This is a genomic window from Pseudomonas sp. LFS074, assembly GCF_047978165.1.
Lineage (GTDB): Bacteria > Pseudomonadota > Gammaproteobacteria > Pseudomonadales > Pseudomonadaceae > Aquipseudomonas > Aquipseudomonas putida_P.
The window spans coordinates 1220479-1244980 of the sequence record NZ_JBFPFV010000001.1; the positions used below are offsets into that span (position 1 = coordinate 1220479).

General features: G+C 63.7%; 24 protein-coding genes and 2 pseudogenes. 20 read left to right on the forward strand and 6 right to left on the reverse strand.

Annotated features, from left to right (window positions below; genetic code table 11):
- The first annotated feature begins 25 nt into the window (after positions 1 to 25).
- The 10 genes and pseudogenes from wspR (at position 26) to ACNQP3_RS05655 (ending at position 8547) form a co-directional block, all read left to right on the forward strand.
- The gene (gene wspR / locus ACNQP3_RS05610) at positions 26 to 1030 is read left to right on the forward strand and encodes a Wsp signal transduction system regulator diguanylate cyclase WspR (RefSeq protein WP_012270788.1); all 1005 of its coding nucleotides are present in this window, start codon (positions 26 to 28) and stop codon (positions 1028 to 1030) included.
- Positions 1031 to 1161: 131 nt separating this feature from the next.
- Positions 1162 to 2257 (forward strand): peptide chain release factor 2 gene (gene prfB, locus ACNQP3_RS05615; RefSeq protein WP_123109230.1). Its coding sequence is split into 2 segments (ribosomal slippage): positions 1162 to 1233 and positions 1235 to 2257, totalling 1095 coding nucleotides; the frame shifts between segments, so codons are not numbered across the junction.
- A gap of 93 nt (positions 2258 to 2350) precedes the next feature.
- A complete protein-coding gene (lysS, locus tag ACNQP3_RS05620; protein ID WP_012270790.1) occupies positions 2351 to 3853 on the forward strand; it encodes a lysine--tRNA ligase in 1503 nt (500 codons plus the stop codon).
- Positions 3854 to 3997: 144 nt separating this feature from the next.
- Positions 3998 to 4702 (forward strand): TetR/AcrR family transcriptional regulator, encoded by a 705-nt coding sequence (locus tag ACNQP3_RS05625; protein ID WP_012270791.1) that lies wholly within the window; start codon positions 3998 to 4000, stop codon positions 4700 to 4702.
- 29 nt (positions 4703 to 4731) lie between these two features.
- Positions 4732 to 5280: a hypothetical protein gene (locus ACNQP3_RS05630; RefSeq protein ID WP_056796298.1), complete on the forward strand. Its 549-nt coding sequence runs from the start codon at positions 4732 to 4734 to the stop codon at positions 5278 to 5280.
- A 51-nt stretch (positions 5281 to 5331) separates the two neighbouring features.
- Positions 5332 to 5604 (forward strand): annotated as a pseudogene (locus ACNQP3_RS05635) (flavohemoglobin expression-modulating QEGLA motif protein); the annotation flags it as partial.
- A complete protein-coding gene (locus ACNQP3_RS05640; protein ID WP_243567400.1) occupies positions 5602 to 6321 on the forward strand; it encodes an autoinducer binding domain-containing protein in 720 nt (239 codons plus the stop codon). The pseudogene ACNQP3_RS05635 and the gene ACNQP3_RS05640, both read left to right, overlap by 3 nt.
- Positions 6322 to 7329, forward strand: a pseudogene (locus tag ACNQP3_RS05645) (flavohemoglobin expression-modulating QEGLA motif protein); the annotation flags it as partial.
- Positions 7301 to 8224, forward strand: a complete 924-nt coding sequence (locus tag ACNQP3_RS05650; RefSeq protein ID WP_179026980.1) for an alpha/beta hydrolase — start codon at positions 7301 to 7303, stop codon at positions 8222 to 8224. The pseudogene ACNQP3_RS05645 and the gene ACNQP3_RS05650, both read left to right, overlap by 29 nt.
- Positions 8221 to 8547: a hypothetical protein gene (locus ACNQP3_RS05655; protein WP_012270795.1), complete on the forward strand. Its 327-nt coding sequence runs from the start codon at positions 8221 to 8223 to the stop codon at positions 8545 to 8547. The genes ACNQP3_RS05650 and ACNQP3_RS05655 overlap by 4 nt, the downstream gene beginning before the upstream one ends.
- 104 nt (positions 8548 to 8651) lie before the next feature.
- Here ACNQP3_RS05655 and ACNQP3_RS05660 read toward each other — a convergent pair whose 3' ends face one another.
- The 3 genes from ACNQP3_RS05660 to ACNQP3_RS05670 form a co-directional block, all read right to left on the reverse strand.
- Positions 8652 to 9443 (reverse strand): OmpA family protein, encoded by a 792-nt coding sequence (locus ACNQP3_RS05660; RefSeq protein ID WP_012270796.1) that lies wholly within the window; start codon positions 9441 to 9443, stop codon positions 8652 to 8654.
- A gap of 50 nt (positions 9444 to 9493) precedes the next feature.
- Positions 9494 to 9907 carry a DUF4398 domain-containing protein gene (locus ACNQP3_RS05665; protein WP_012270797.1) on the reverse strand — a complete coding sequence of 138 codons (414 nt, stop codon included), beginning with the start codon at positions 9905 to 9907 and terminating at the stop codon, positions 9494 to 9496.
- 274 nt (positions 9908 to 10181) lie between these two features.
- Positions 10182 to 10526: a hypothetical protein gene (locus tag ACNQP3_RS05670; protein WP_012270798.1), complete on the reverse strand. Its 345-nt coding sequence runs from the start codon at positions 10524 to 10526 to the stop codon at positions 10182 to 10184.
- Positions 10527 to 10691: 165 nt separating this feature from the next.
- On the opposite strand from ACNQP3_RS05670, the gene ppc reads away from it, so the two are divergent.
- The 7 genes from ppc (at position 10692) to ACNQP3_RS05705 (ending at position 17836) form a co-directional block, all read left to right on the forward strand.
- Complete coding sequence (gene ppc, locus ACNQP3_RS05675; protein ID WP_264316871.1) at positions 10692 to 13319, forward strand: phosphoenolpyruvate carboxylase; 2628 nt, start codon at positions 10692 to 10694, stop codon at positions 13317 to 13319.
- A 257-nt stretch (positions 13320 to 13576) separates the two neighbouring features.
- Positions 13577 to 14227, forward strand: coding sequence for an adenylate kinase (gene adk, locus ACNQP3_RS05680; RefSeq protein WP_012270800.1), 651 nt, complete (start codon positions 13577 to 13579; stop codon positions 14225 to 14227).
- A gap of 91 nt (positions 14228 to 14318) precedes the next feature.
- The gene (gene tsaB, locus ACNQP3_RS05685; RefSeq protein ID WP_012270801.1) at positions 14319 to 14993 is read left to right on the forward strand and encodes a tRNA (adenosine(37)-N6)-threonylcarbamoyltransferase complex dimerization subunit type 1 TsaB; all 675 of its coding nucleotides are present in this window, start codon (positions 14319 to 14321) and stop codon (positions 14991 to 14993) included.
- A gap of 131 nt (positions 14994 to 15124) precedes the next feature.
- Complete coding sequence (locus tag ACNQP3_RS05690) at positions 15125 to 15415, forward strand: hypothetical protein (RefSeq protein WP_012270802.1); 291 nt, start codon at positions 15125 to 15127, stop codon at positions 15413 to 15415.
- A gap of 3 nt (positions 15416 to 15418) precedes the next feature.
- Entirely contained in the window at positions 15419 to 16288 is an 870-nt protein-coding gene (locus ACNQP3_RS05695) for a DUF72 domain-containing protein (RefSeq protein ID WP_012270803.1), read from the forward strand.
- Between the two features lie 28 nt (positions 16289 to 16316).
- Positions 16317 to 17147, forward strand: coding sequence for an isocitrate lyase/PEP mutase family protein (locus tag ACNQP3_RS05700; RefSeq protein WP_012270804.1), 831 nt, complete (start codon positions 16317 to 16319; stop codon positions 17145 to 17147).
- Positions 17147 to 17836 (forward strand): extensin family protein, encoded by a 690-nt coding sequence (locus ACNQP3_RS05705; RefSeq protein WP_012270805.1) that lies wholly within the window; start codon positions 17147 to 17149, stop codon positions 17834 to 17836. The genes ACNQP3_RS05700 and ACNQP3_RS05705 overlap by 1 nt, the downstream gene beginning before the upstream one ends.
- A 2-nt stretch (positions 17837 to 17838) precedes the next feature.
- Here ACNQP3_RS05705 and ACNQP3_RS05710 read toward each other — a convergent pair whose 3' ends face one another.
- The gene (locus ACNQP3_RS05710; protein WP_012270806.1) at positions 17839 to 18459 is read right to left on the reverse strand and encodes a hypothetical protein; all 621 of its coding nucleotides are present in this window, start codon (positions 18457 to 18459) and stop codon (positions 17839 to 17841) included.
- A 103-nt stretch (positions 18460 to 18562) separates the two neighbouring features.
- Here ACNQP3_RS05710 and ACNQP3_RS05715 point away from each other — a divergent pair, with 103 nt between their 5' ends.
- Positions 18563 to 19339 (forward strand): class I SAM-dependent methyltransferase, encoded by a 777-nt coding sequence (locus ACNQP3_RS05715; protein ID WP_264316872.1) that lies wholly within the window; start codon positions 18563 to 18565, stop codon positions 19337 to 19339.
- A gap of 232 nt (positions 19340 to 19571) precedes the next feature.
- Here ACNQP3_RS05715 and ACNQP3_RS05720 read toward each other — a convergent pair whose 3' ends face one another.
- A complete protein-coding gene (locus ACNQP3_RS05720) occupies positions 19572 to 20213 on the reverse strand; it encodes a TetR/AcrR family transcriptional regulator (RefSeq protein ID WP_012270808.1) in 642 nt (213 codons plus the stop codon).
- 237 nt (positions 20214 to 20450) lie between these two features.
- Between ACNQP3_RS05720 and ACNQP3_RS05725 the strand changes: the two genes are divergently transcribed.
- On the forward strand, positions 20451 to 21836 hold the full coding sequence (locus ACNQP3_RS05725) for an LLM class flavin-dependent oxidoreductase (RefSeq protein ID WP_012270809.1): 1386 nt from the start codon (positions 20451 to 20453) through the stop codon (positions 21834 to 21836).
- Positions 21837 to 21872: 36 nt separating this feature from the next.
- Here ACNQP3_RS05725 and ACNQP3_RS05730 read toward each other — a convergent pair whose 3' ends face one another.
- The gene (locus tag ACNQP3_RS05730; protein ID WP_071890913.1) at positions 21873 to 23114 is read right to left on the reverse strand and encodes an acyl-CoA dehydrogenase family protein; all 1242 of its coding nucleotides are present in this window, start codon (positions 23112 to 23114) and stop codon (positions 21873 to 21875) included.
- Positions 23115 to 23397: 283 nt separating this feature from the next.
- Here ACNQP3_RS05730 and ACNQP3_RS05735 point away from each other — a divergent pair, with 283 nt between their 5' ends.
- Positions 23398 to 24498 carry an efflux RND transporter periplasmic adaptor subunit gene (locus tag ACNQP3_RS05735; protein WP_012270811.1) on the forward strand — a complete coding sequence of 367 codons (1101 nt, stop codon included), beginning with the start codon at positions 23398 to 23400 and terminating at the stop codon, positions 24496 to 24498.
- The last annotated feature ends 4 nt before the right edge of the window (positions 24499 to 24502 follow it).

The window sequence follows — 24502 nt, forward strand, 5'->3', positions numbered from 1 at the left end:
GCCGGTAGTGATCGGGTGAACAGGTATGAATGACTTACCGATCGAAGGTTTCGCGACCACCAACGAGAACTCGGCGATGGTGCTGTTGGTCGACGATCAGGCAATGATCGGCGAAGCGGTGCGGCGTGGTCTGGCCAATGAGGACAACATCGACTTCCACTTCTGTGCCGACCCGCACCAGGCGGTGCTCCAGGCCATGCGCATCAAGCCTACGGTCATTCTCCAGGACCTGATCATGCCTGGCCTGGACGGTTTGACCCTGGTGCGCGAGTACCGCAACAACCCGGCGACCCAGGACATTCCGATCATTGTCCTGTCGACCAAGGAAGACCCACTGGTCAAGAGCGCGGCGTTTGCCGCCGGGGCTAACGATTACCTGGTCAAGCTGCCGGACACCATCGAACTGGTGGCGCGTATCCGCTACCACTCGCGCTCCTACCTGACGCTGCTGCAGCGCGACGAGGCCTACCGCGCCTTGCGCGTCAGCCAGCAGCAACTGCTCGATTCCAACCTGATGCTGCAGCGGCTGATGAACTCCGATGGCCTGACCGGGCTGTCCAACCGCCGCCATTTCGACGAGTACCTGGAGCTGGAATGGCGCCGGGCGATGCGTGAACAGCAGCAGCTGTCGTTGCTGATGATCGACGTGGACTACTTCAAGGCCTATAACGACAGCTTCGGCCACCTGGCCGGCGACGAGGCCTTGCGCCAGGTGGCCGAAGCCATTCGTGGCTCGTGCTCGCGGCCGACCGACCTGCCGGCGCGCTATGGCGGTGAAGAGTTCGCCCTGGTGCTGCCCAACACCTCGCCAGGCGGGGCACGCCTGGTGGCCGAAAAGCTGCGTCAAACCGTGCTTGGCCTGGGCATCCCGCATACTGCGCCGGTGGCCGAATCGTTCCTGACCGTGAGCATTGGCCTGGCTACCCAGACCCCGGCCGTCGGCAGCCATTGCCGGCAGCTGATCTCGGCAGCGGACAAAGGCCTGTACCAAGCCAAGAACAGCGGGCGTAATCAGGTTGGCATCGCCTGAGCAGGATTGCGCGGACCGTGTAGGCGCGGTGCAGCTTTCTGAACAGACTACCGCCCGGCGGGTCTGCCGCCATGCAGCGGACTCGGTTATACTCGCAGGCTTTTCACCGAATTCGTGCGAGTAGCCAGCCCATGGAAATCCAACCGATCCTGAACACCATCAAGGACCTCACCGAGCGTTCCCAGTCCATTCGGGGGTATCTTTGACTACGATCACAAGCATGACCGCCTGATCGAAGTCAACCGCGAGCTGGAAGACCCCAACGTCTGGAACAAGCCCGAGTACGCCCAGGCCCTGGGCCGCGAGCGTGCCATGCTGGCGCAGGTGGTCGAGACCCTGGACAAATTGTCCAACGGCCTGGGTGACTGCCAGGACCTGCTCGACATGGCCGTCGAGGAAAATGACGAAAACGCCGTCGGCGACGTCGTGGCCGAGCTGGAAGAGCTGGAAGAAAACCTGGCCAAGCTTGAGTTCCGTCGCATGTTCAGCGGCGAGATGGACATGAACAACGCCTACCTGGACATCCAGGCCGGCTCTGGTGGTACCGAAGCGCAGGACTGGGCCAACATCCTGCTGCGCATGTACCTGCGCTGGGCTGACAAGCGCGGTTTCGACGCCACCATCATCGAGCTTTCCGAAGGTGAAGTCGCCGGCATCAAGGGCGCCACCGTGCACATCAAGGGCGAGTACGCCTTCGGCTGGCTGCGTACCGAAATCGGTGTGCACCGCCTGGTGCGCAAGAGCCCGTTCGACTCCGGTGCCCGTCGCCACACCTCGTTCTCGGCAGTGTTCGTGTCGCCCGAAATCGACGACAAGGTCGAGATCGAGATCAACCCGTCCGACCTGCGCATTGACACCTACCGCTCCTCCGGTGCCGGTGGTCAGCACGTGAACACCACCGACTCGGCCGTACGTATCACCCACGTACCGACCAACACCGTGGTGGCGTGCCAGAACGAACGCTCCCAGCACGCCAACAAAGACACCGCCATGAAAATGCTGCGGGCCAAGTTGTACGAGCTGGAAATGCAGAAGCGCAACGCCGCATCGCAGGCGCTGGAAGACAGCAAGTCGGACATCGGCTGGGGCCACCAGATCCGTTCCTACGTACTGGATGACTCGCGCATCAAAGACCTGCGCACAGGCGTAGAGCGCAGCGACTGCCAGAAAGTGCTGGACGGCGACCTCGACCAGTACCTGGAAGCAAGCCTCAAGCAAGGGCTGTAAGCCGCACTCCACTGCCGCGATACCTGGCTGCCCGCCGGTATCGCGTGCCCTGCCCGAAAAGGGCAACGAATACCTGATGGAAAGAATGACGACATGAGCGACCTCAAGACCGAATCGCAAGACCTGCAACAGGAAGAAAATGCCCTGATCGCCCTGCGCAAGGAAAAACTTGCCGCCGAGCGCGCCAAGGGCAACGCCTTCCCCAACGACTTCCGTCGCGACAGCTACTGCAACGACCTGCAGAAACAGTACGCGGACAAGACCAAGGAAGAGCTGGAAGCAGCCGCGATCCCGGTCAAGGTTGCCGGCCGTATCATGCTCAACCGTGGCTCGTTCATGGTTATCCAGGACATGACTGGCCGTATCCAGGTCTACGTCAACCGCAAAACCCTGCCCGAAGAAACCCTGGCTGCGGTCAAGACTTGGGACCTGGGCGACATCATCAGTGCCGAAGGCACCCTGGCCCGTTCCGGCAAGGGCGACCTGTACGTCGAAATGACCAATGTGCGCCTGTTGACCAAGTCGCTGCGCCCGCTGCCCGACAAGCACCACGGCCTGACCGACACCGAGCAGCGCTACCGTCAGCGTTACGTCGACCTGATGGTCAACGAAGAAACCCGCCACACCTTCCGTGTGCGTTCGCAGGTGATCTCGCACATCCGCAAGTTCCTCATCGAGCGTGACTTCCTCGAAGTCGAAACGCCGATGCTGCAGACCATTCCAGGCGGCGCGGCGGCCAAGCCGTTCGAAACTCACCACAACGCCCTGGACATGGCCATGTTCCTGCGCATCGCGCCGGAGCTGTACCTCAAGCGCCTGGTGGTGGGTGGCTTTGAAAAGGTGTTCGAGATCAACCGCAACTTCCGTAACGAAGGCGTTTCGACTCGTCACAACCCTGAATTCACCATGCTCGAGTTCTACCAGGCCTACGCTGACTACCGCGACAACATGGACCTCACCGAGGAACTGTTCCGTGAGCTGGCGCAGCTGGTACTGGGCAGCACCGACGTGCCGTACGGTGACAAGGTGTTCCACTTTGGCGAGCCGTTCGTGCGCCTGTCGGTGTTCGACTCGATCCTCAAGTACAACCCCGAGCTGACCGCTGCCGACCTGCAGGACGTCGACCGCGCCCGCGACATCGCCAAGAAGGCCGGTGCCAAGGTGCTGGGCCACGAAGGCCTGGGCAAGCTGCAGGTGATGATTTTCGAAGAACTGGTTGAGCACAAGCTGGAGCAGCCGCACTTCATTACCGAGTACCCGTTCGAAGTGTCGCCGCTGGCCCGTCGCAACGACGACAACCCAGCCGTTACCGACCGCTTCGAGCTGTTCATCGGTGGCCGTGAAATCGCCAACGCCTACTCCGAGCTCAACGATGCCGAAGACCAGGCCGAGCGCTTCCTGGCCCAGGTGGCCGAGAAGGACGCCGGTGACGACGAAGCCATGCACTACGACGCCGACTTCGTGCGTGCACTGGAGTACGGCATGCCGCCGACCGCCGGTGAGGGTATCGGCATCGACCGCCTGGTGATGCTGCTGACCAACTCGCCGTCGATCCGCGACGTGATCCTGTTCCCGCACATGCGTCCGCAGGCCTGAGTGATTTGAACGAGCCGCCTTTCGAGGCGGCTTTTTCTTGCCTGAAGCTTTATGTTGTTTGTACTGGCCTCTTTGCGGGCACGCCCGCAAAGAGGCCGGCACTGATGAAACGTTGTCCAATGAGGTATACCCGTGACACCCGCCATGCCTGACCAGGGCGCCGCCGGCATTGCCACCGCCGTCGCCGAAAGCGTGCAATACCAAGGGCGCAAGACTGCCCGCCAAGGCAGCGAACAGCGTCGCCAGCTGATCCTCGACGCCGCCATGCGCATCGTCGTGCGCGATGGTGTACGCGGCGTGCGCCACCGCGCAGTGGCCGCCGAGGCTGGTGTGCCATTGTCGGCCACCACCTACTACTTCAAGGACATCGAGGACCTGCTCACCGATACCTTCGCCCAGTACGTCGAGCGGAGCGCGGCCTACATGGCCAAGCTGTGGGCCAACACCGAGGTGGTGTTGCGCCAGTTGCTGGCCCAGGGCGATGGCAGCCAGCAGGCACGGGCGCGGTTGGCCGACGAAGTGGCGCGCATGACCGCTGACTATGTGCAGCGGCAACTGCTGAACCGCCGTGACTTCCTGATGGCCGAGCAGGCCTTCCGCCAGGAGGCGCTGCTTTGCCCGCGCCTGGCCGAGCTGGTGTGCGCCCATGAGCAGATCCTGTTGCACGGCACCCGGCAATTGCTGCAGGTAGTGGGTTCGCGGCAACCGGAACAGGACGCCCAGATGTTGACGGCGATTATCGAGCAGATGGAATATCAGGGCCTGCTCAAGGATGCGAATGCGCAAGCCGATGGGCAGATGCTCGCTATGCTTACCCGATACCTGCAGCTTGTGCTGGCATCGGCCTGAGCCGAGATCGACTTTTCAAGGAGAACCTGATGAAAGCCTGGCGTGTGGTGTTGTTGACTCTGTCATTCCTGCTGCTGGGCGGTTGTCTGGTGACCTTCCATGAGCCATTGCCCAGCAACCAGGCGGCGCCCAAGGCCCTGCTCGGCAAGTGGAGCAGCAAGGACGCCTGGGGCGAGCCGCTGAAGCTGACCATCAGCCGCAGCGGTGGCGATGCCTACAAGGCAGTGGCCACGGCCAAGGGCAAGGCCCCTGAAGAATACGTGTTCACTGTGTCGCGCCACGGCAACCGCTGGTACCTGTCGGCTGGTGTGCCCAAGCGCCTGGGTGGCAACTTCCTGATTGGCGGTTTCGACATCGTCGATGGCAAGGAACTGGTGGTCTACAACCTGGATGTCGAGCAGGTGCAGCAGGCGGTGGACAAGAAAGAACTGACCGGGCGTAGCACCGAGGTGCCAGAAGACAACGGCGATGGCGTGTTGATCGACAGCCCGTCGGCGCGGGTGCTGGCGTATCTGGACGACCCGGCCAACTCCGACCTGTTCGTCGAGGTGGCGCGGTTCCAGCGCTCCGGCAAATGACCGTGTTGGCTTCCTCGCGGGCAGGTTTCTTGTACTAGAAAGGAGTCCCCGGTGGACGAATACCAGCAAACCATCCGCGCCCTGTCCGACCGCATCGTCGCGGCGCAGACCCCGATCCGGGTCCTGGACGCGGTGAAGTGGGACGACAACATTCGCCAGGGCTTCCTCAAGGCCAAGGGCAAGGAGCCGCCGGCGGTTGACCGCGCCTACTACCAGTCGCGCCCGCTGTCGTTCGACTCCAGCGCGGTCAAGGCCGAGTTTCAGGGCATCGAGCGCGACATCATTCGCCAGCTCGGCCAGTTCAACCCGGTTGGCCAGATCATGGAGCTGCGCTGGCAGGACGCCTACCATCAATTCAGCGCCGCGGAGAACGAGCAGCAGCTCTTCCAGCGGATCGCCGCGTATTCGAAGCGCCTGGGCTTCGAATACTGCTGTTACGGAATCCGGGTGCCGCTGCCCGTGTCGAAATCGGCCGTCGCGATCTTCGACACCTATCCGGACGGCTGGATGGCGCACTATCAGGCGCAGGACTACATCAAGATCGATTCGACGGTCCGCGACGGTGCGCTCACCACCAACATGATCGTCTGGCCGGACGTCGACGAGGTCGCGCCATGCCCGTTGTGGGAAGATGCGCGCGAGGCCGGGTTGTCGGTCGGCATCGCGCAGTCGAGCTGGGCCGCGCGCGGCGCGTTCGGCCTGCTGAGCATCGCGCGCCATGCGGATCGCCTCACGCCTGCCGAAATCGACATGCTCACGCTGCAGACCCACTGGCTCGCGAACCTGTCACATTCGCTGATGAGCGGCTTCATGGTGCCGAAGCTCGCGCCAGCGGCAAGCGTCGTGCTGACGGCGCGGGAACGCGAAGTGCTGTGCTGGACCGCCGAAGGCAAGACGGCATGCGAGATCGGTCAGATCCTCGGCATCGCGGAGCGGACGGTGACTTTTCACGTCAACAACGTCCTCGTGAAGCTTGGCGCGACCAACAAGGTGCAGGCGGTCGTCAAGGCGGTCTCGGCGGGGCTCATCGATATGTTCTGAATGAAGCGCATGTGCCGCGAGTACCGCATGGTCGTGCGCATGCTCGAAGCGCGCGGCACCGAGGACTTCGGGTTGATCTCCCAGGAGCTGTACGGCGCGGCCTCGGATGCCTTCCACGCCGGTGACCCGACCCTGGCCGACCTCGGCATGATGTTCTCAGACTACCTGAACAACATTGACGGCCGTGGCGACCTCAAGGACGAACCCAAGAATCTGACGGCCAAGGAGGCCGTGGACATTCTCCAGCGCCGGCTGAACAAGGTGTTCGGCGAGGCCGAGGAAACCATTCGCGTATTCGAGTCTGACGGCATCGTCGCCGATGCTGCGGCCGGTGCCGACTACATCAAGGTGCGCGCCGACGCCATGTTCAACGTCCGCGACGTGCGCGCCCTGGAGGTGCACGAAGGGCTGGTGCACGTGGGCACCACACTGAATGGCCAGAACCAGCCTATCTGTACCTTTCTGGCCAAGGGCCCGCCCTCGTCGACGGTGACCCAGGAAGGCCTGGCCATCCTCATGGAAGTGATCGCCTTTGCGTCCTACCCCAGCCGCTTGCGCAAGCTCACCAACCGCACCCGCGCGATCCACATGGTCGAGGAGGGCGCCGATTTCCTCCAGGTGTTCAACTTCTTCCGCGAGCAGGGCTTCGAGATGGCGCAGAGCTACAGCAACGCCAGCCGGGTGTTCCGCGGCTCGGTGCCCAATGGCCTGCCATTCACCAAGGACTTGTCCTATCTCAAGGGCTTCATCATGGTTTACAACTACATTCAGTTGGCCGTGAAGAAGGGCAAGCTCGAACAGATCCCGTTGCTGTTCTGTGGCAAGACCACCCTGGAAGACATGCGCACCCTGCGTCAGCTGGTCGAGGAGGGTTTGGTCGAGCCACCCAAGTACCTGCCCGAACAGTTCCGCGACCTTAACGCGCTGTCGGCCTGGATGTGCTTCTCCAACTTCCTCAACCACCTGAGCCTGGATCGTATTGAAGCCGACTACGCGAACATTCTCTGAGTGCTGCCGCCTGCTGGCCCTGGGCTTGGTTCTGCTGGGGCTTGGCGGCTGCAGCAGCCTGCTGTTCTACCCCGAGCGTGGCCAGGCCTTCACCCCTGAGCGGGCCAAGCTGGCGTATCGCGATGTCACCCTGAACACTGCTGATGGCCTGCGCCTGCACGGCTGGTGGCTGCCGGCCAAGGCCGGGGTCGATGTCAAAGGCACGGTGCTGCACCTGCATGGAAACGGCGGCAACCTGCCTGGACACCTGGGGGGGAGCTACTGGCTGCCGGAGCAGGGTTACCAGGTGTTGATGATCGATTATCGCGGCTACGGCTTGTCCCAGGGCCAGCCGAGCCTGCCGGACGTGTACCAGGACATTGCCGCCGCCATGGTTTGGCTGGACCAGGCACCCGAGGTAAAGGGCAAGCCACTGGTGCTGCTGGGGCAGAGCCTGGGTGGCGCCATGGCCATTCATTATCTGGCGGCCCACCCTGAGCAGCGCCAGCGCTTCAGCGCGCTGGTGTTCGATGGCGTGCCGGCCAGTTACCGCGAGGTGGGGCGCTATGCCCTCAGCACCTCGTGGATGACTTGGCCGCTGCAGGTGCCGCTGTCGTGGCTGGTGCCGGACGGCGACAGCGCGATCCGTTCGATCGAGCAGCTGAGCAGCCCGCCCAAACTGTTCTTCCACAGCATCGACGACAACCTGGTGCCGATGGACAACGGCATTCGCCTGTACCAGCACGCACCAGCACCAAGGGTGCTGCAACTGACCCGAGGCGGCCATGTACAGACCTTCGCTGACCCGACCTGGCGCCAGGTGATGCTGCGTTTCCTTGATGATCCCAGCCATTTCAACGGCCTGCGGCGGCTTGCCGAAGTGCCCAATTTCCCTGACGAGAAGAACAAGCAATGAGTGAAGAACGCAACGCCATCCCGCTGATCCTGACCGGCATCGGTAGCATCATCGTGACGGTGGGGGCTTTGTGGTACTACGGTTACCTGCATTTCGCCAAACCCGAGGATGCCCTGTTGCTGCAGGACTTCACCATGCTCAAGACCATCCCCGGCGAAGACTACAAGGTGTCGCTGGACCCGGCGGCGCAGGTGGCCCAGTGTGTGGACGGCGTGCTGGTGCTGTTCGACACCCAGCAAAAAGGCCTGACCGGCGTGCTGGTGGACAACCGCAAGCGCGCCGTGCGTTGCATGGGCGAGGAAACCCCACAGCAGGTGCAGTGATGTTGCCTGTATCGGCCCCGTAGCGGGCGTGCCCGCGAGAGGTCGGAACAGGCAAAAGAAAGCCCCGCGTCGATCGCGGGGCTTGTCATTTCAGCTGGCCAGTCTTACTGCTGGGCCTGACTCACCGTACGCGGTGCCACCGGCTGGTTGTCGTTGGAGATGGTCACCTCCACCCGACGGTTTTGCGCCCGCCCCGAGTTGCTGCCGTTGTCCGCTACCGGGTACTCCTTGCCATAACCCTGGGACACGATGCGTGCAGGGTCCACGCCGGCGCGCACCAGTGCCATGCGCACGGAGCCTGCGCGGCGTTCGGACAGGCTCTGGTTGTAGTTGGCCGAGCCGACACTGTCGGTGTAGCCCTCGACAATCACCTTGCGCTCCGGGTTTTCCTGGAGGAACTGGGCCAGCTTGGTGATGTTCGGGTAGGCGTTGCTCTTGAGTTCGGCTTTGTTGAAGTCGAACAGCACGTCGCCGAAGGTCACCAGCGTACCGCGGTCGGTCTGCTTGGCATTGAGGCTGTCCTGCAGCTTGGCGATCTGCGCGTCGCGGGCATCCAGCTTGGCCTGGGCACGCTGGGCCGAGGCATTTTTCAGCTCGCCTTCGGCGGTGCGCAGGGCAATGGTCTGTTTCGCCACTTCAATACGTTGGTTGGTCAGGTAGGCGAGCTGGTCGACCTGCTTCTGGTCTTCACGGTCCATGTAGGCCTTGTCGGCCTTGTTCAGCCAGTCCTGGGCGTCCTTGGTCTCCAGGGCCGCGACCTTGCTCGATTGCGGGTCGCTCTGCAGCGAGGAGAAATTGGTGCGGGCCGCTTCCAGGTTGGCATTCGGGTCGTGCGAGCAGGCAGCGAGACCGACGCTCAGGGCCAGCAGGGCGGGAATCATGACGTGTTTGCGCATAGTGTTCATCCTTTGATCGTGTGCGAAGGCTAAGGTTGGCGGGGCAGGGCTCACTGAGCGCTGCGCAGGCCTTCCTCACGTACGTCCTGAATGCCCTGGCGGGCATCCTGCACGGCCTTCTGGGCCTTGGCCGCCTGGGCCTTGCGTTCGGCGAGGCGTGCGTCCCACTCGGCCTGTTGGGCCAGGCGCTTGGCCTCGTCGTACTTCTTGTCATGCATGGCGATCTCGGCCTGCTTGAACTTGTCCTGGGCCGCTTTCATTTCCACGGCGGCAAACTCGGTACCGCCAGCACTGACGGCGGAGTTCACAGCAGACTGGGTAACGGCATACTGCTCGGTGGGTGGGTTGCCCGCACAGCCGGCCAGGACCAGGCTACTGCCGAGGGCCAGCGCGGCCAGCTTGAACCCGCGCACATGAGTGGATGACAGTTTGCGGGTGCGGGTCTTCATGATGGTCAGCTCCATTGGATCACTCCTGATAACGACGATGTCCGTAGCAGTCCATCGCTCAATCCCTGACAAAACCGCGCGCTTCAGCTCAACGGTGCACGAGGGCAGTGTGCAGGGTTTTAGCGTGATGGCTATTGGCTCCGACTCGACCGTTTTTCGAATGGTTCAGAAAAAAATGCGCTGCGAGCGGATTTTTTTCTGACTGATTGGTCAGCGAGGATTTGCTGGAACTTTCTCGGCCGAGGGCGGTATTCCGGGCCTTTCAGGGGCCCGGAACATGGAGGGCAGGCTATTTTTCGTTATCGACGGCAGTGTTGCTCAAGCTGTGCAGGTGCTGGCGCGACAGGGTGAGAAAGCGTGGAGTAGGGCCGACATCCTCGTACAGCGGGTCGCCTTCTTCATCGGTGGCGATGACCTGCCGGCCCTGCACATAGGGGAAGCTGGCTTCAAGTTCTTCGAGGGCGGCGGCGACCAGTTCGCCGAGCAGTTCTTCGGCGGTGCGCTTGGGGTACATGTCGATCAGCGCGGCCAGGCGCGCCTCGGACTCCAGGTCCAGATGCAAGACATGCCCTGTGCGACTGAGCGTGCCAGCGGCATTCTGTTCCCAGTGCTGGGCGAGTTCACGGATTTTCATGATGACCTCTGGTTACGCCTGCTAAGGCTGCATGGCATGGGAGTGCTGTGCTTTCACTTTAGTTTGCTTTGACCGATCACGGCTTGCCATGGCTGCGCGGCAAGGGGCACTCTTTGACAGAGCTGTGTACAGGAGTGCGCCAGAGCCGCGCCAAAGAGAGGGCCAATGACCGATATCGATGTGCGTTTGCGTGAAGATGTCCATGTGTTGGGTGAACTGCTTGGCGAAACCATTCGCCAGCAGCACGGTGATGCGTTCCTGCAGAAGATCGAGGACATTCGCCACAGTGCCAAGGCCGACCGCCGTGGCCCCGGTGAGCAACTGAGCTCGACCCTGGCGGACCTTGCCGAAGACGACCTGTTGCCTGTGGCCAGGGCCTTCAACCAGTTCCTCAACCTGGCCAACATGGCCGAACAGTACCAGTTGATCCGCCGCCGCGACGCCGATCAGCCCGAGCCTTTCGAAGCGCGGGTGTTGCCTGAGTTGCTGGCGCGTCTGAAGCAGGCTGGCCACAGCAACGATGCCTTGGCCCGACAACTGGCCAAGCTCGACATCCAATTGGTGCTCACCGCTCACCCCACCGAGGTAGCCCGCCGCACGCTGATCCAGAAATACGACGCCATTGCAGGTCAACTGGCCGCGCAGGACCACCGCGACCTGAGCCCGGCCGAGCGCCAGCAGGTTCGCGAACGCCTGCGCCGGCTGATCGCCGAAGCCTGGCACACCGAAGAAATCCGCCGCACCCGCCCCACGCCGGTAGACGAAGCCAAGTGGGGCTTCGCAGTGATCGAGCATTCGCTGTGGCACGCCATCCCCAGCCATCTGCGCAAGGTCGACAAGGCCCTGCTGGAGGCCACTGGCCTGCGCCTGCCGCTGGAGGCCGCGCCAATCCGCTTTGCCTCGTGGATGGGCGGTGACCGTGATGGCAACCCCAACGTGACCGCTGCCGTCACCCGCGAAGTGCTGCTGTTGGCGCGCTGGATGGCCGCCGACCTGTTCTTGCGCAACATCGATGCATTGGCTGCGGAGCTGTCGATGCAGCAGGCCAACGACGCCCTGCGCGAACGGGTCGGCGACAGTGCCGAGCCTTACCGCGCCGTGCTCAAGCAACTGCGCGACCGCTTGCGGGCGACACGAGCCTGGGCGCACTCGGCCCTGGCCAGCAACCAGCCGGCCGGTGCCGAGGTGCTGGTGGATAACCGCGACCTGATCGCGCCGCTGGAGCTGTGCTACCAGTCGCTGCATGATTGCGGCATGGGTGTGATCGCCGAGGGGCCGCTGCTCGACTGCCTGCGCCGCGCCGTTACCTTCGGCCTGTTCCTGGGCCGCCTGGACGTGCGCCAGGACGCTGCCCGCCACCGTGATGCGCTGACCGAGATCACCGATTACCTGGGCCTGGGGCGTTATGCCGATTGGGACGAAGAGCAGCGAATCGGGTTCCTCCAGGCCGAGCTGAAAAACCGCCGGCCGCTGTTACCTGCGCATTTCAAACCGCAGGCGGATACCGCCGAAGTGCTGGCCACTTGCAGAGAAGTCGCCGCCGCGCCGGCTGCCTCGCTGGGCTCGTATGTCATCTCCATGGCGGGTGCCGCCTCGGATGTGCTGGCCGTGCAACTGCTGCTCAAGGAAGCTGGCCTGACTCGCCCCATGCGCGTGGTGCCGCTGTTCGAAACCCTGGCCGACCTCGACAACGCCGGCCCGGTGATGCAGCGCCTGCTCGGCCTGCCGGGCTATCGCGCCGGCCTGCGTGGCCCGCAGGAAGTGATGATCGGTTACTCGGACTCGGCCAAGGACGCTGGCACCACCGCCGCTGCCTGGGCACAGTACCGTGCCCAGGAAAACCTGGTGCGAATCTGCGCCGAGCATCAGGTCGAGCTGCTGCTGTTCCACGGCCGTGGCGGCACCGTTGGGCGCGGCGGTGGCCCGGCGCATGCGGCGATTCTGTCGCAGCCACCGGGTTCGGTGGCGGGGCGTTTTCGCACTACCGAGCAGGGCGAAATGATCCGTTTCAAGTTCGGCTTGCCGGGTATCGCCGAACAAAACCTCAACCTGTACCTGGCGGCCGTACTCGAAGCCACACTACTGCCACCTCCGCCACCGCAGCCGGCTTGGCGCGAGTTGATGGACCAGTTGGCCGCCGATGGTGTGAAGGCTTACCGCAGCGTGGTGCGGGAGAACCCCGATTTCGTCGAGTACTTCCGCCAGTCGACGCCAGAACAGGAGCTGGGGCGCCTGCCGCTGGGCAGCCGCCCGGCCAAGCGCCGCGCCGGGGGCATCGAAAGCCTGCGGGCCATCCCATGGATCTTCGGCTGGACCCAGACCCGGCTGATGTTGCCGGCCTGGCTGGGCTGGGAGACCGCACTGAGCAACGCCTTGGCCCGTGGCCAGGGTGAGTTGCTGGCGCAGATGCGCGAGCAGTGGCCGTTCTTCCGCACCCGCATCGATATGTTGGAAATGGTGCTGGCCAAGGCCGATGCGCAAATTGCCGAGGCCTACGACGAACGTCTAGTGCAACCGCACTTGCTTCCTTTAGGTGCGCACCTGCGCGACCTATTGTCGCAGTCGTGCCAGGTGGTGCTGGGCCTGACCGGGCAGCCGGTGCTACTGGCGCACAGCCCCGAGACGCTGGAATTCATCAGCCTGCGCAATACCTACCTGGACCCACTGCACCGCCTGCAGGCCGAGTTGCTGGCTCGCTCGCGCAGCCGCGAAGCCGCTCTGGACAGCCCGTTGGAGCAGGCCTTGCTGGTGACCGTGGCGGGTATTGCCGCCGGGTTGCGCAACACCGGCTGAGGGCATGCCCGGGCCATGCCTGGCGAGTGCCGAGCAGGCCCGGCACAAGGACGGGGAGGGTGGTTGCGCCGGGCGCAACCGCCAGTCTGCTGAGCCGCAAGTGGCGCATTCCTGCAACTTTGGGACGCTTGTCTGGCTGCCGAGCGCTGTGTATCTTGAGCAGCCTTCTGACCGATTTATGGTCATACCCGATTTTCCGGACTTGGCCCTGGTTGCCGAATCCATTGAATTTCATAAAAAAATTTGAGGAGCACGAGATGCGCGTAATTCTGCTGGGAGCTCCCGGGGCCGGTAAAGGTACTCAGGCAAAGTTCATCACCGAAAAGTTCGGTATCCCTCAGATCTCCACCGGTGACATGCTGCGTGCCGCCGTCAAGGCCGGCACCCCGCTGGGCCTGGAACTGAAGAAAGTCATGGATGCCGGCCAGCTGGTTTCCGACGAGTTGATCATCAGCCTGGTCAAGGAGCGCATCGCCCAGCCTGATTGCGCCAACGGCTGCCTGTTCGATGGCTTCCCACGCACCATCCCGCAAGCCGAAGCCATGGTGGCTGCTGGTGTCGACATCGACGCCGTGGTCGAAATTGCCGTGGATGACGAAGAAATCGTCGGCCGCATGGCTGGCCGCCGTGTGCACCTGGCCTCGGGCCGCACCTACCACATTCAGTACAACCCGCCGAAAGTGGAAGGCAAGGACGACGTCACTGGCGAAGACCTGATCCAGCGCGACGACGACAAGGAAGAAACCGTTCGCCATCGCCTGTCGGTCTACCACACCCAGACCAAGCCGCTGGTGGACTTCTACCAGAAGCTGTCGGCCGCCAATGCTGGCAAGCCGAAGTACAGCCACATCGAAGGTGTCGGTTCGGTCGACGCCATCACTGCCAAGGTCCTGGCAGCCCTGAGCTGATCCTGGATTGACGCACATCGACAACGGCCCGCTTGCGGGCCGTTGTCGTTTATACTGCCGCTCTTTTCATTCGCACCTGGATACCCGTTCGATGACCACCCTGCTGGCCCTGGATACCGCCACCGAAGCCTGTTCCGTCGCGCTGCTGCATGACGGCAAGGTAACCAGCCATTACGAGGTGATCCCGCGCATGCATGCCCAGAAGCTGCTGCCGATGATCAAGCAACTGCTGGCCGAATCTGGCGTGGCATTGAATGCGTTGGATGCCATTGCCTTCGGCCGTGGCCCAGGTGCGTTCACCGGTGTGCGCATCGCCATCGGCGTGGTCCAGGGCCTGGCCTTTGCCCTCGAGCGCCCGGTGCTGCCGGTGTCCAACCTGGCCGCACTGGCCCAGGGTGCGTTGCGCGAGCAGGGCGTGCAGCAGGTGGCGGCTGCCATTGATGCGCGCATGGATGAAGTGTACTGGGGCTGCTACCAGGCTACGGCGGGCGAAATGCGCCTGGTCGGCCGTGAGGCGGTATTGCCGCCTGAGCAGGTGGCTCTGCCGGCGGGCAGCAATGGCGAGTGGTTCGGTGCCGGCACCGGGTGGGGCTACGCAGAGCGGCTGGCGGTGCAGGTGGCGGCCAGCAACCCTGGCGCGTTGCCCAATGCCCTGGACGTGCTCAGCCTGGCGACCTTTGCCTGGGCACGTGGCGAGGCAATCGTCGCCGAGCAGGCGCAACCGGTGTATCTGCGCGATAATGTAGCTACGCCCAAGAAGCACTGAGTGCTGTTCGTCGGTTATCGCCGATCACGCTAAAACCTTTTGTGCGATCTGTGGTCCAGTTATCACTCAAGCATTAGCGACGGAACTCTGATGCTGCTAAATTGCCATCATTGGTCCTGAGTGCTCATGCCATGCGTATCGACGGTTTCTCCTCGCAGTCCTATCCGGTCAAGCGCGCCCCGCGCAAGGCAGCGGTGCGTGACGAGGCCATCGACGATGCCGAGGTGGTCGAGGAGGCCGAAACCGCCCCGCAGGAAGCCACCGCCCGCCGCCGCAGCGGTGGCCTGCCAGCCCGCCAGCAGGACATGGTCTTCCCCCGCGCCCGTGACCGCCGCACTGCCACCGCGCTGGCCAGCTACCTGAGCACCGCCGGTTTTAACGACTGGGACATGGAAGTACTGGGGCTCGACCTGTACATTTAGTGGATGAGTCCATCCCCACTGCCTTACTTTCTCGGTTGCCCGTCATGGAGCGAAAACGCCTGGCGCGACTACCTGTACCCCGCCGACGCCAGCAGCAATGAAATGCTTGGCTTCTACAGCCAGGTGTTCAACGCCGTCGAAGGCAACACCACCTTCTACGCACGCCCCGCCCCCGGCACCATTGCCCGCTGGGCGCAGGTGATGCCCGCGCACTTTCGCTTTACCGCCAAGTTTCCAAGGGACGTCAGCCACGAGGGCGACCTGCGCGATCAGCTTGAGCCTGCCTTCGATTTCACCCGGCTGATGGCCCCGCTGGGCCAGCGCGTATCGCCCTACTGGCTGCAGCTTCCGGCTCAGTTCGGCCCTGCACGCCTGGGCGAGCTATGCCACTTCCTCGATGAAATTGCCGTGCCAGTGGCGGTGGAAGTGCGCAACCAGGCCTTTTTCGCCAAGGGGGAGGAAGAGCGGCTGCTCAACCGCTTGCTGCACGAACGTGGCGTCGAACGTATCTGCCTTGACCCGCGTGCGCTGTTCAGTTGCACCTCCCGCGACCCTGCCGTGCTGCATGCGCAGTCCAAGAAGCCCAAGGTGCCGCCACGGCCGGCCGCCTTCAGCCAGCATCCGCAGGTGCGCTTCATTGGCCATCCCGAACTGCAGGCCAACGAAACCTTCCTTACGCCCTGGGTAGACAAGGTTGCTGGCTGGATCGAGGAGGGCCGCAACCCGTACATCTTCCTGCACACATCGGACAACCGCTTGGCAGCCGCCTTGGCTCAGCGCTTTCACCAGCGGCTGATGGCACGCCTGCCGGGCCTTGCACCTTTGCCGGAATTGCCCCGCGCGCCCGAGGTCGAACAACTGGGGCTACTCTGACCTTTCCCTGACTGCCGGAGGTTGAACCATGGACGTGCAAACCCTGAGAGCCGAAGCTTTCAAGGCGCTACACGCGCGCGAAGGCGCGTTCGTCATCCCCAACCCGTGGGATGCCGGCTCTGCCAAGTTGCTCGCCAGCCTGGGGTTCGAAGCGCTGGCCACCACCAGTGCGGGCCTGGCCTTCAGCCTGGGTCGGCCAGACGCCGAAGGCGCCTTGAGCCTGGACGATACCCTGGACAATGCCGGCGAGATCGTCGATGCCACCGCGTTGCCGGTGGCCGCCGATCTGGAGAACGGCTTTGGCGACTTGCCTGAAACCTGTGCCCAGACCATCCTGCGTGCTGCCGAAGTCGGCCTGGTCGGTGGCTCCATCGAAGATGCCAGTGGCCGCAGTGATGCGCCCATCTACGATTTAGGGTTGGCCGTGGAGCGTGTGCGCGCCGCTGTGCAGGCGGCGCGTAGCCTGCCATTCCCGTTCACCTTGTGCGCCAGGGCAGAAAACCTGCTGCACGGCCGCATGGACCTGGACGACACCATCCTGCGTCTGCAAGCCTATGCCGAGGCCGGCGCCGATGTGCTGTACGCCCCCGGCCTGCGCACGGTGGAAGAAGTGCGCGCGGTGGTGCAAGCCGTCGCACCGCGCCCGGTGAATGTGCTGATGGGCATGGCGGGCGTGCCGCTGAGCGTGAACCAGTTGCAGGACCTGGGGGTGCGCCGTATCAGTGTTGGTTCGTCGCTGGCCCGTGCTGCACTCGGGGCCTTGCACCGGGCCGCGCTGGAAATTCGTGATGAGGGCACGTTCGGCTATGGTGAGCAGGCACTGCCGTTCGCTCAGCTCAACGACCTGTTTCGCCGCTGATGAGGGCAGTGCTGGCGCTGTTGGCCGGCCTGCTGCTATTGGCGGGCCTGGCCTGGCACCTCGGCTGGCGCCTGCCTGGCGCATGGAACCCGTGGGCGCCGCTGGACGTGCGCCAGCCGCCCAACCTGCTGACGCCGTACAAGCTTTCGCGCTTGCGCGATGACCCGGCGTTGTGCCGTCAAGCGCTTGAAACCAGCCAACTGCGCTACCGGGCACAAGCTGACAGTCAGGCTTCGGCCGACTGCCCGCTGCAAAATATCTGGCGCATTGACGGCGGCCAGGCGCGGCTCAGCAGCAGCTTCCTGGCCAGTTGCCCGTTGGCGGTGGCCTATGCGCTGTTCGAGAAGCATGGGTTGCAACCGGTGGCGCAGCGGTTACTGGGCCAACCCGTGGCGCAAGTCGATCACCTGGGCAGCTTTGCCTGCCGCAATGTCTACCACCGCAAGCAAGGCCGCTTGAGCCAGCACGCGACGGCCAATGCGCTGGATATAAGCGGTTTCCGCTTGCAGGACGGTCAGCGCATCGTGCTGGCGCGTGACTGGCAGGCGGGTGGGCAGAGGGCGGAGTTCTTGCGTCAGGTGCAGCAGGCGGCTTGCAAGAGTTTCAGCACGGTGCTTGGCCCGGACTACAACGCCGCGCACCGTAATCACTATCACATGGACATGGGGCGCTGGCAGATCTGCCGTTAGCCTCAGGCGTGAACGCGCACATTGTTCAGCACCACCGGGCGCGCCCAGTGCATGTCGAACTCCAGGTCGTTCTGCTGCTTGGCCAGGGTGGCATGGTCGAACGGCTCGGGTGCTGGGTCCAGCAGGTTGGTCTCGAACTCGGCGATGGGCAGGAACAGCGAGCGCGGAGCAGGGCCTGGGCCGGGCTCGGCAAGCGGTTGGCCCTGGTTCATCACGACGGGGCGCAGCCAGCTGTTGTTGATGTCCAGCTGGCGTTGCTGCTCGATCAGCTCGATGGCGCTGAACGGCTCGGGGGCCGGTGGCAGCAACTTGGCTTCAAGCTCTGCCTTGGGCAGGAACAGCGGTTCGGGTGGTGCCACCACGGTGTCTTGCACCGGGCAGGCGCGCTGGGCGTCGATCATGGCCAGCGCACGCGCACCGCCGACGGGTTCGCCGCTGTGCTGGTCGTATTGCGCGAACGACTGGCTGACGCTGTCTACCGGCTCTTCCTGTTGCTCGGCCATGGCCCGGGCAAAAAAATCCTGCCACAGGTGGCTGACGCCCCCGAGTGCCTGGGTGTTGTGCTGACTGTAGTTGCCGACTGGCGACAAATAGGTCAAGCCGATGGGAAGAGTATCTGACATGGCAGTCGCGCGCGTTGTGCTCTGGCAGAATAGCGGGATATTGCCTGTATCGGCTGTGACGGCCGATACATTAATGGCGGGGTTCAATTTTCAGGTGTATGTGATGGAAGAGCAGGGCACAGGTATCCGGGTCGAGGCGTTGTCGGCTGAATTTGCGGCGCAAGCCGCTGCGTGGGCTGAGCGCCTGGAGCTGCCGCTGCACGACGAGGCCGCTGATTTCGCCGTGCAGGTTGGCGCTGATGGCTTGCAGATTCAACAGTTGGGGCCCCAGGCGCCTGGGCCGGTGCGGGTGGACTTCGTTGAAGGCCAGGCCGCGCACCGGCGCCAGTTTGGCGGTGGCAACGGGCAAATGATCGCCAAGGCCGTGGGCATTGCCCAAGGCGTGCGGCCACAAGTGCTGGACGCCACGGCGGGGCTGGGCAAGGACGCGTTCGTACTGGCCAGCCTGGACTGCCAGATGACCCTGATCGAACGCCAGCCGCTGATTGCCGCGCTGCTGGAGGATGGCCTGGCACGGGCTCGCGCGGATGAAGAAGTGGGGGCGATCGTCGGGCGCATGCGCCTGCTGACCGGCAACGCCATCGAGCGCATGCGCGCCTGGGAAGGCGAGCCACCACAGGTGATCTACCTCGACCCGATGTTCCCGCACCGGGACAAGAGTGCGCTGGTGAAAAAAGAAATGCGCGTATTCCGGCCGTTGGTGGGTGATGACCTGGATGCCCCGGCCCTGCTCGAAGCAGCCTTGGCGCTGGCCAGCCACCGGGTGGTGGTGAAGCGCCCGCGCAAGGCGCCGATCATCGACGGGCCGAAGCCCAGCCATAGCCTGGAAGGCAAGTCGAGCCGGTATGACATTTACCCGAAGAAAGCGCTGAAAGCCTGATTCCTGAAATCTGACCGGCAAGCGCGGTCGTTGTAGGAGCGGCCTTGTGTCGCGAAAGGGCTGCAACGCAGCCCCAGGATTTTGGCGCTCACGCGAAAATTGCCGGGGCCGCTTTGCGGCCCTTTCGCGACACAAGGCCGCTCCTACAGTGATTGCATCGCCTGACAGCTTTACGTTCTACCTGTGGGGGCCGGCTTGCCAGCGATAGGCTCAGTACAGTCAGCCTGCTGCCTCAGGGTTTGAATGCCCGCAAGAACACCCCTACCACCTCGCGCACATGCGCCTCGGCTTCATCCCCTTCCAGTGGTGCTGCGCACCCCAGTAGCAAGCGGTAATCCGGGGCACCCTTGACCAGGCAGAAAAAGTGCTCCGCCGCTCGCAACGGGTTGTCGACGCGCAGCAGCCCGCGCTCATGTGCGCCGCGCAGCAGCGCTTCCATCCCGGCCAGCACACGCTTGGGTCCGGCTTCGTAGAAGTACTCGCCAAAACTCGGGTCCAGGCTGCCCTGGGCCATGATCAGGCGGCTGAGCTTGACCGCCTCGTCACTGCTGATCAGCGCCTGGAAGCCACGGGCAATGGTCAGCAGCACTTCGTCCACCGGTGCCCCCTCGGGGTACTCGAACAGCAGGTCTGGCAGCTGGATCTGGCAGGTGGCCATGACCGCCGAGCAGAACAGGGTCTGCTTGTCGGTGAAGTGGCTGTACACGGTAAGTTTTGAAACACCTGCCGCCGCAGCGACCGCATCCATGCTGGTGTTGGCGTAGCCAAGGCTGAGGAACAGCGTCTTGGCCGCTTCGAGAATCGCCTCGCGCTTGGCCAGGTCCTTGGGCCGGCCCGGGCCGATGGGTGCGTCGTTGGACATTGTGGTCTGCATCTGGTTGAAGAATCACCATCTTAACGGGTCAAGCGCGATCCGGCTAAAACCCGGTCACATTGCCTGCTGTCCGCCAGCCGACAGTTGATCGACAGTGATGTCGTCGTTCAGGCACCAGGTTGTTGTGTTTTTAAATAAATTACTGATTTATAAGCATTATTTTGTTGGCATGAATCGTGTTGATAGAGCATCAAGGGTGCCTGACAAGGGTGCCGAGCCTATTGAACAGGAGTCCCCATGCCACGTGAAATTCGTTTGAACGCCTTCGAGATGAACTGTGTCGGCCATCAGTCGCCCGGCCTGTGGCGCCACCCCAAGGACCGCGCTTGGCAATACAAGGACCTGGACTACTGGACCGACCTGGCCAAGCTGCTGGAACGCGGCAAGTTCGACGGTGTGTTCATCGCCGACGTGATCGGCATCTACGATGTGCTGGGCGGCAATGGCGACGCGGCCATCCGTCAGGCGGCCCAGGTGCCGGTGAACGACCCCTTGGCCCTGATCACCCCGATGGCACTGGTGACCGAGCACCTTGGTTTCGGCCTGACCGCCTCGCTCACCTTCGAGCACCCGTACCCGTTCGCCCGTCGGTTATCGACCCTGGATCACCTGACCAAGGGCCGCATCGGCTGGAACATCGTCACGTCTTACCTCGACAGCGGTGCACGCAACCTGGGACAGAAGGCGCTGAGCGACCATGATGCTCGCTACGACTACGCCGACGAGTACCTGGAGGTGCTGTACAAGCTGTTCGAGGGCAGCTGGGAGGACGGTGCGGTGGTGCGCGACCGCGAGACCGGCCTGTTCACCGACCCGCGCAAAGTCCACGAGATCCGTCATCAGGGCAAGCACTTCCAGGTTCCGGGCATACACCTGTGCGAACCGTCCCCGCAACGCACTCCCGTGCTGTATCAGGCAGGGGCGTCCAGCCGTGGTAAAAACTTCGCCGCGGGCCACGCCGAGTGCGTGTTCGTCGCCGCGCCCTCCAAGGTCATCCTGAAAAAGACCGTGGCCGACATTCGTCGCCGGGCCGCCGAGGCAGGGCGCGATCCGCGCAAGGTGCTGATCTTCAACATGCAGACGGTGATAGTCGACGAAACCGACGCCAAGGCCCAAGCCAAATGGCAGGAGTTGAAAAGCTACGCCAGCTACGAAGGCGCCCTGGCGCTGATTTCAGGCTGGACCGGCATCGACTTCAGCGAGTACCAGCCCGATCAGGTGCTGGAGCATATCCACACCAATGCCATCCAATCGGCTGTGGAGGCGTTTTCCACCGCCGACCCGAACAAGCAGTGGACGGTGCAGGAACTGGCCGACTGGGTCGGCATTGGCGGCTTTGGCCCGCTGATCGTCGGCAGTGCGCAAACTGTGGCGGATGAACTGCAGGCCTGGGTCGAAGAAACCGATGTCGATGGCTTCAACCTGACCTATGCCCTGGCCCACGAAACCTTCCGCGATGTGGTCGAGCTGCTGGTGCCCGAGCTGCAGCAACGTGGCGCCTACAAGACCGAGTACCGCCCCGGCACCCTGCGCGAGAAACTGTTCGGCGACGGCCCACGGCTGCCGGCCAGCCACCCGGCCGCTGGCTACCGCGACCTTGCCCGTCAAGCCGAACCTGTCTGAAATACCCGGGGCTGCGCAGCAGCCCCAGTCGATGACTCAGGACTGCTTGGCACCCCCACCAATCTGCCATACATACGGTGGTTCGGTACCGTTCACCTGCCAGTCGCCGATAATCCGCTCCTTGTAGATCACCGGGTTGTGTGAAGCCGCCGTGCGGGCGTTGCGCCAGTGGCGGTCGAGCTGGCGGCTGGTGCTGGTGGTGGAAGCGCCCAAGGCATTGAACAGGTCGCTGGTGGCGCGCAGTACCAGATCGATGGTGGCCACTTGCGCCTGGGCCGATTCCAGCTCGGCAACCACATTGGCCTGCTGCTCAGCGGCCGAATCATTGGCGAAGCGTGCCAGGTAGGCCTGCTGGATGGCCTCGGCGGCACGCAGGGTCGCAGCTTCGGCGGCATACACCTGGCCCGAGGCCTTGCCGATCACTTGCAGCACCTGTGGGTCCTGGCTGACGGCAGCACCGTTGCCATGGCTGAATACCCGTGTGCGCTTGCTGGTTTCCTGGCCGAAGTCGCGCACGGCTGCACGCCCGGAGCCGGTGATCACCGCCAGCAGCACCAGTTGGTAGAACGCGGTCTGGTATTTGAAACGGGTGGCGAAATCGATGATGTTCTCTTCCTCGACCACGGCATTTTCAAACACCGAAGTACCGCTGCCGGTGGTGCGCTGGCCGAAGCCGTCCCAATCATCGTTCTGGCGGATACCGGGCTGCTGAGTGCGGATGGCAGCGATTACATCGGCGCCGGTGTCCTCGCGCCGGGCGAACAGGTCGATCCAGTCGGAGAACAGGCTGCCAGTGCTGTAGTACTTGGTGCCGTTGACTACCCACTGCTCACCCAGGCGCGAAACGCGGGTGATGACATCGCCAATCTTCACTGCGCCGATCTCGGTCCAGGCACAACCCACCAGGTCACCGGCGACAAAACGCTGGAACCAGACATCCTGCGGTGCGCTGGCGTGGGCATTGAGGCGGTCTTCGACGAAGGCGAAATGGCCGCGCAGGGCCTGGGGCACGTTGGAGTCGGCTTCGGCCAGCTCGATCAGCAACTGGAACAACTGCGGCAAGGATGCCCCGCCACCGCCATGCTCGATCGGCACGCGCACGGCGCCAAAGCCGGCCTCCTTCAGCCACTGGATAGGTGCATGGGGCAAGGTACGGTTGCGCTCGCGCTCCACGCTGCTATCGGCAATGCGGGTGAAGATGGGCCTGAAGCGTGCGGCAAGCGTGGCGTAGTCGGTGCCGTTGGCGGGGACGGGCAGGTGTTGTTCGAGGGCAGTCATCGGAATACTCCAGGTACATGAAGGAGGGGTATGTACCCGGTGATTGCACAGGTCGTGCCGAGCGCTGAAACGCACGGGGGCCGGGGTTTGCGGCGTGTTTCGCAGTTTGCGGGCTGTGGCGGGACAGGGCAAGTTGTTGATTGGCTGTGGGCCGAACAACAGCGGGTAGCGGTTGGAAAAGCGCCAGGATTTCTTTGTAACGCTGGCTTCACGCCATCGCTCGGCTGACTTAATATACCCGCCAGTACAAATATTCGAAGTGCCCACCGCGAAAGGATTCATCATGTTGCGCCATGCCTTGTCCATCGCCTTGCCCGCCGCCGCCGTGCTGTTTCTGGCGGCGTGCGGCCAGGAAGCCGCCCCACCTGCCGCGCCCCGCCCGGCGCTGGTGGTGCAGCCGCAGCCGGCCGCAGCCGCTGCCGACAGTTACCCCGGTGAAGTGCGTGCGCGCTTCGAGCCGGAGCTGGCTTTCCGCATTGGCGGCAAGGTCAGCAAGCGCTTGGTCGAAGAGGGCCAGCGGGTCAAGGCCGACCAGCCGCTGGCCGAACTGGACCCGCAAGACGTGCGCTTGCAATTGGAAGCCAACCGCGCCCAGATGGCGGCCGCCGAGGCCAACCTGTCGCTGGTGCGTGCCGAGCGCGACCGCTACCAGAAGCTGCTGGAGCGGCAGATGGTCAGCCACTCGCAGTACGACAATGCCGAAAACCTCTACCGTGCAGGCCTTGCCCGCTTGAAGCAGGCCAAGGCCGAGTTCGACGTGGCCGGCAACCAGGCCGAGTACGCCGTGCTGCGTGCGCCACAGGCCGGGGTGATTGCCAAGCGCCAGGTTGAAGTGGGCCAGGTGGTCGCCGCCGGGCAGACCGTGTTCACCCTCGCCGCCGATGGCGAGCGGGAAGTGGCCATCGGCCTGCCGGAGCAGCAGTTCGCCCGCTTTGCCGTGGGCCAACCGGTAAGCGTGGAGCTGTGGTCGCACCCGCAGGAGCGTTTCCAGGGGCGCATCCGCGAGCTGTCACCGGCTGCCGACCCGCGTTCGCGCACCTTCGCGGCGCGTATCGCCTTTGCCACGGCGGCCACACCGGCCGAGCTGGGCCAGAGCGCCCGGGTGTTCATTGCCCATGAAGGCCAGATCCCGCTGGCGGTACCGCTGTCGGCTGTGACGGCGGAAAACGGCCAGGCCTACGTGTGGCGGGTGAACAAGGACAGCCGCCTGGAGCGGGCAGTGGTGCGCTTGGGCGCCTACGGCAGCGACAGCGTACCGGTGCTCGAGGGCCTTGCCCCCGGCGACTGGGTGGTTGCCGCCGGTGGCCATGTACTGCGCGAGGGCCAGGCGGTACGGCCTGTGGACCGCAGCAACCGTGTAGTGAACCTGACGGCCAAGGAGTAAGTCC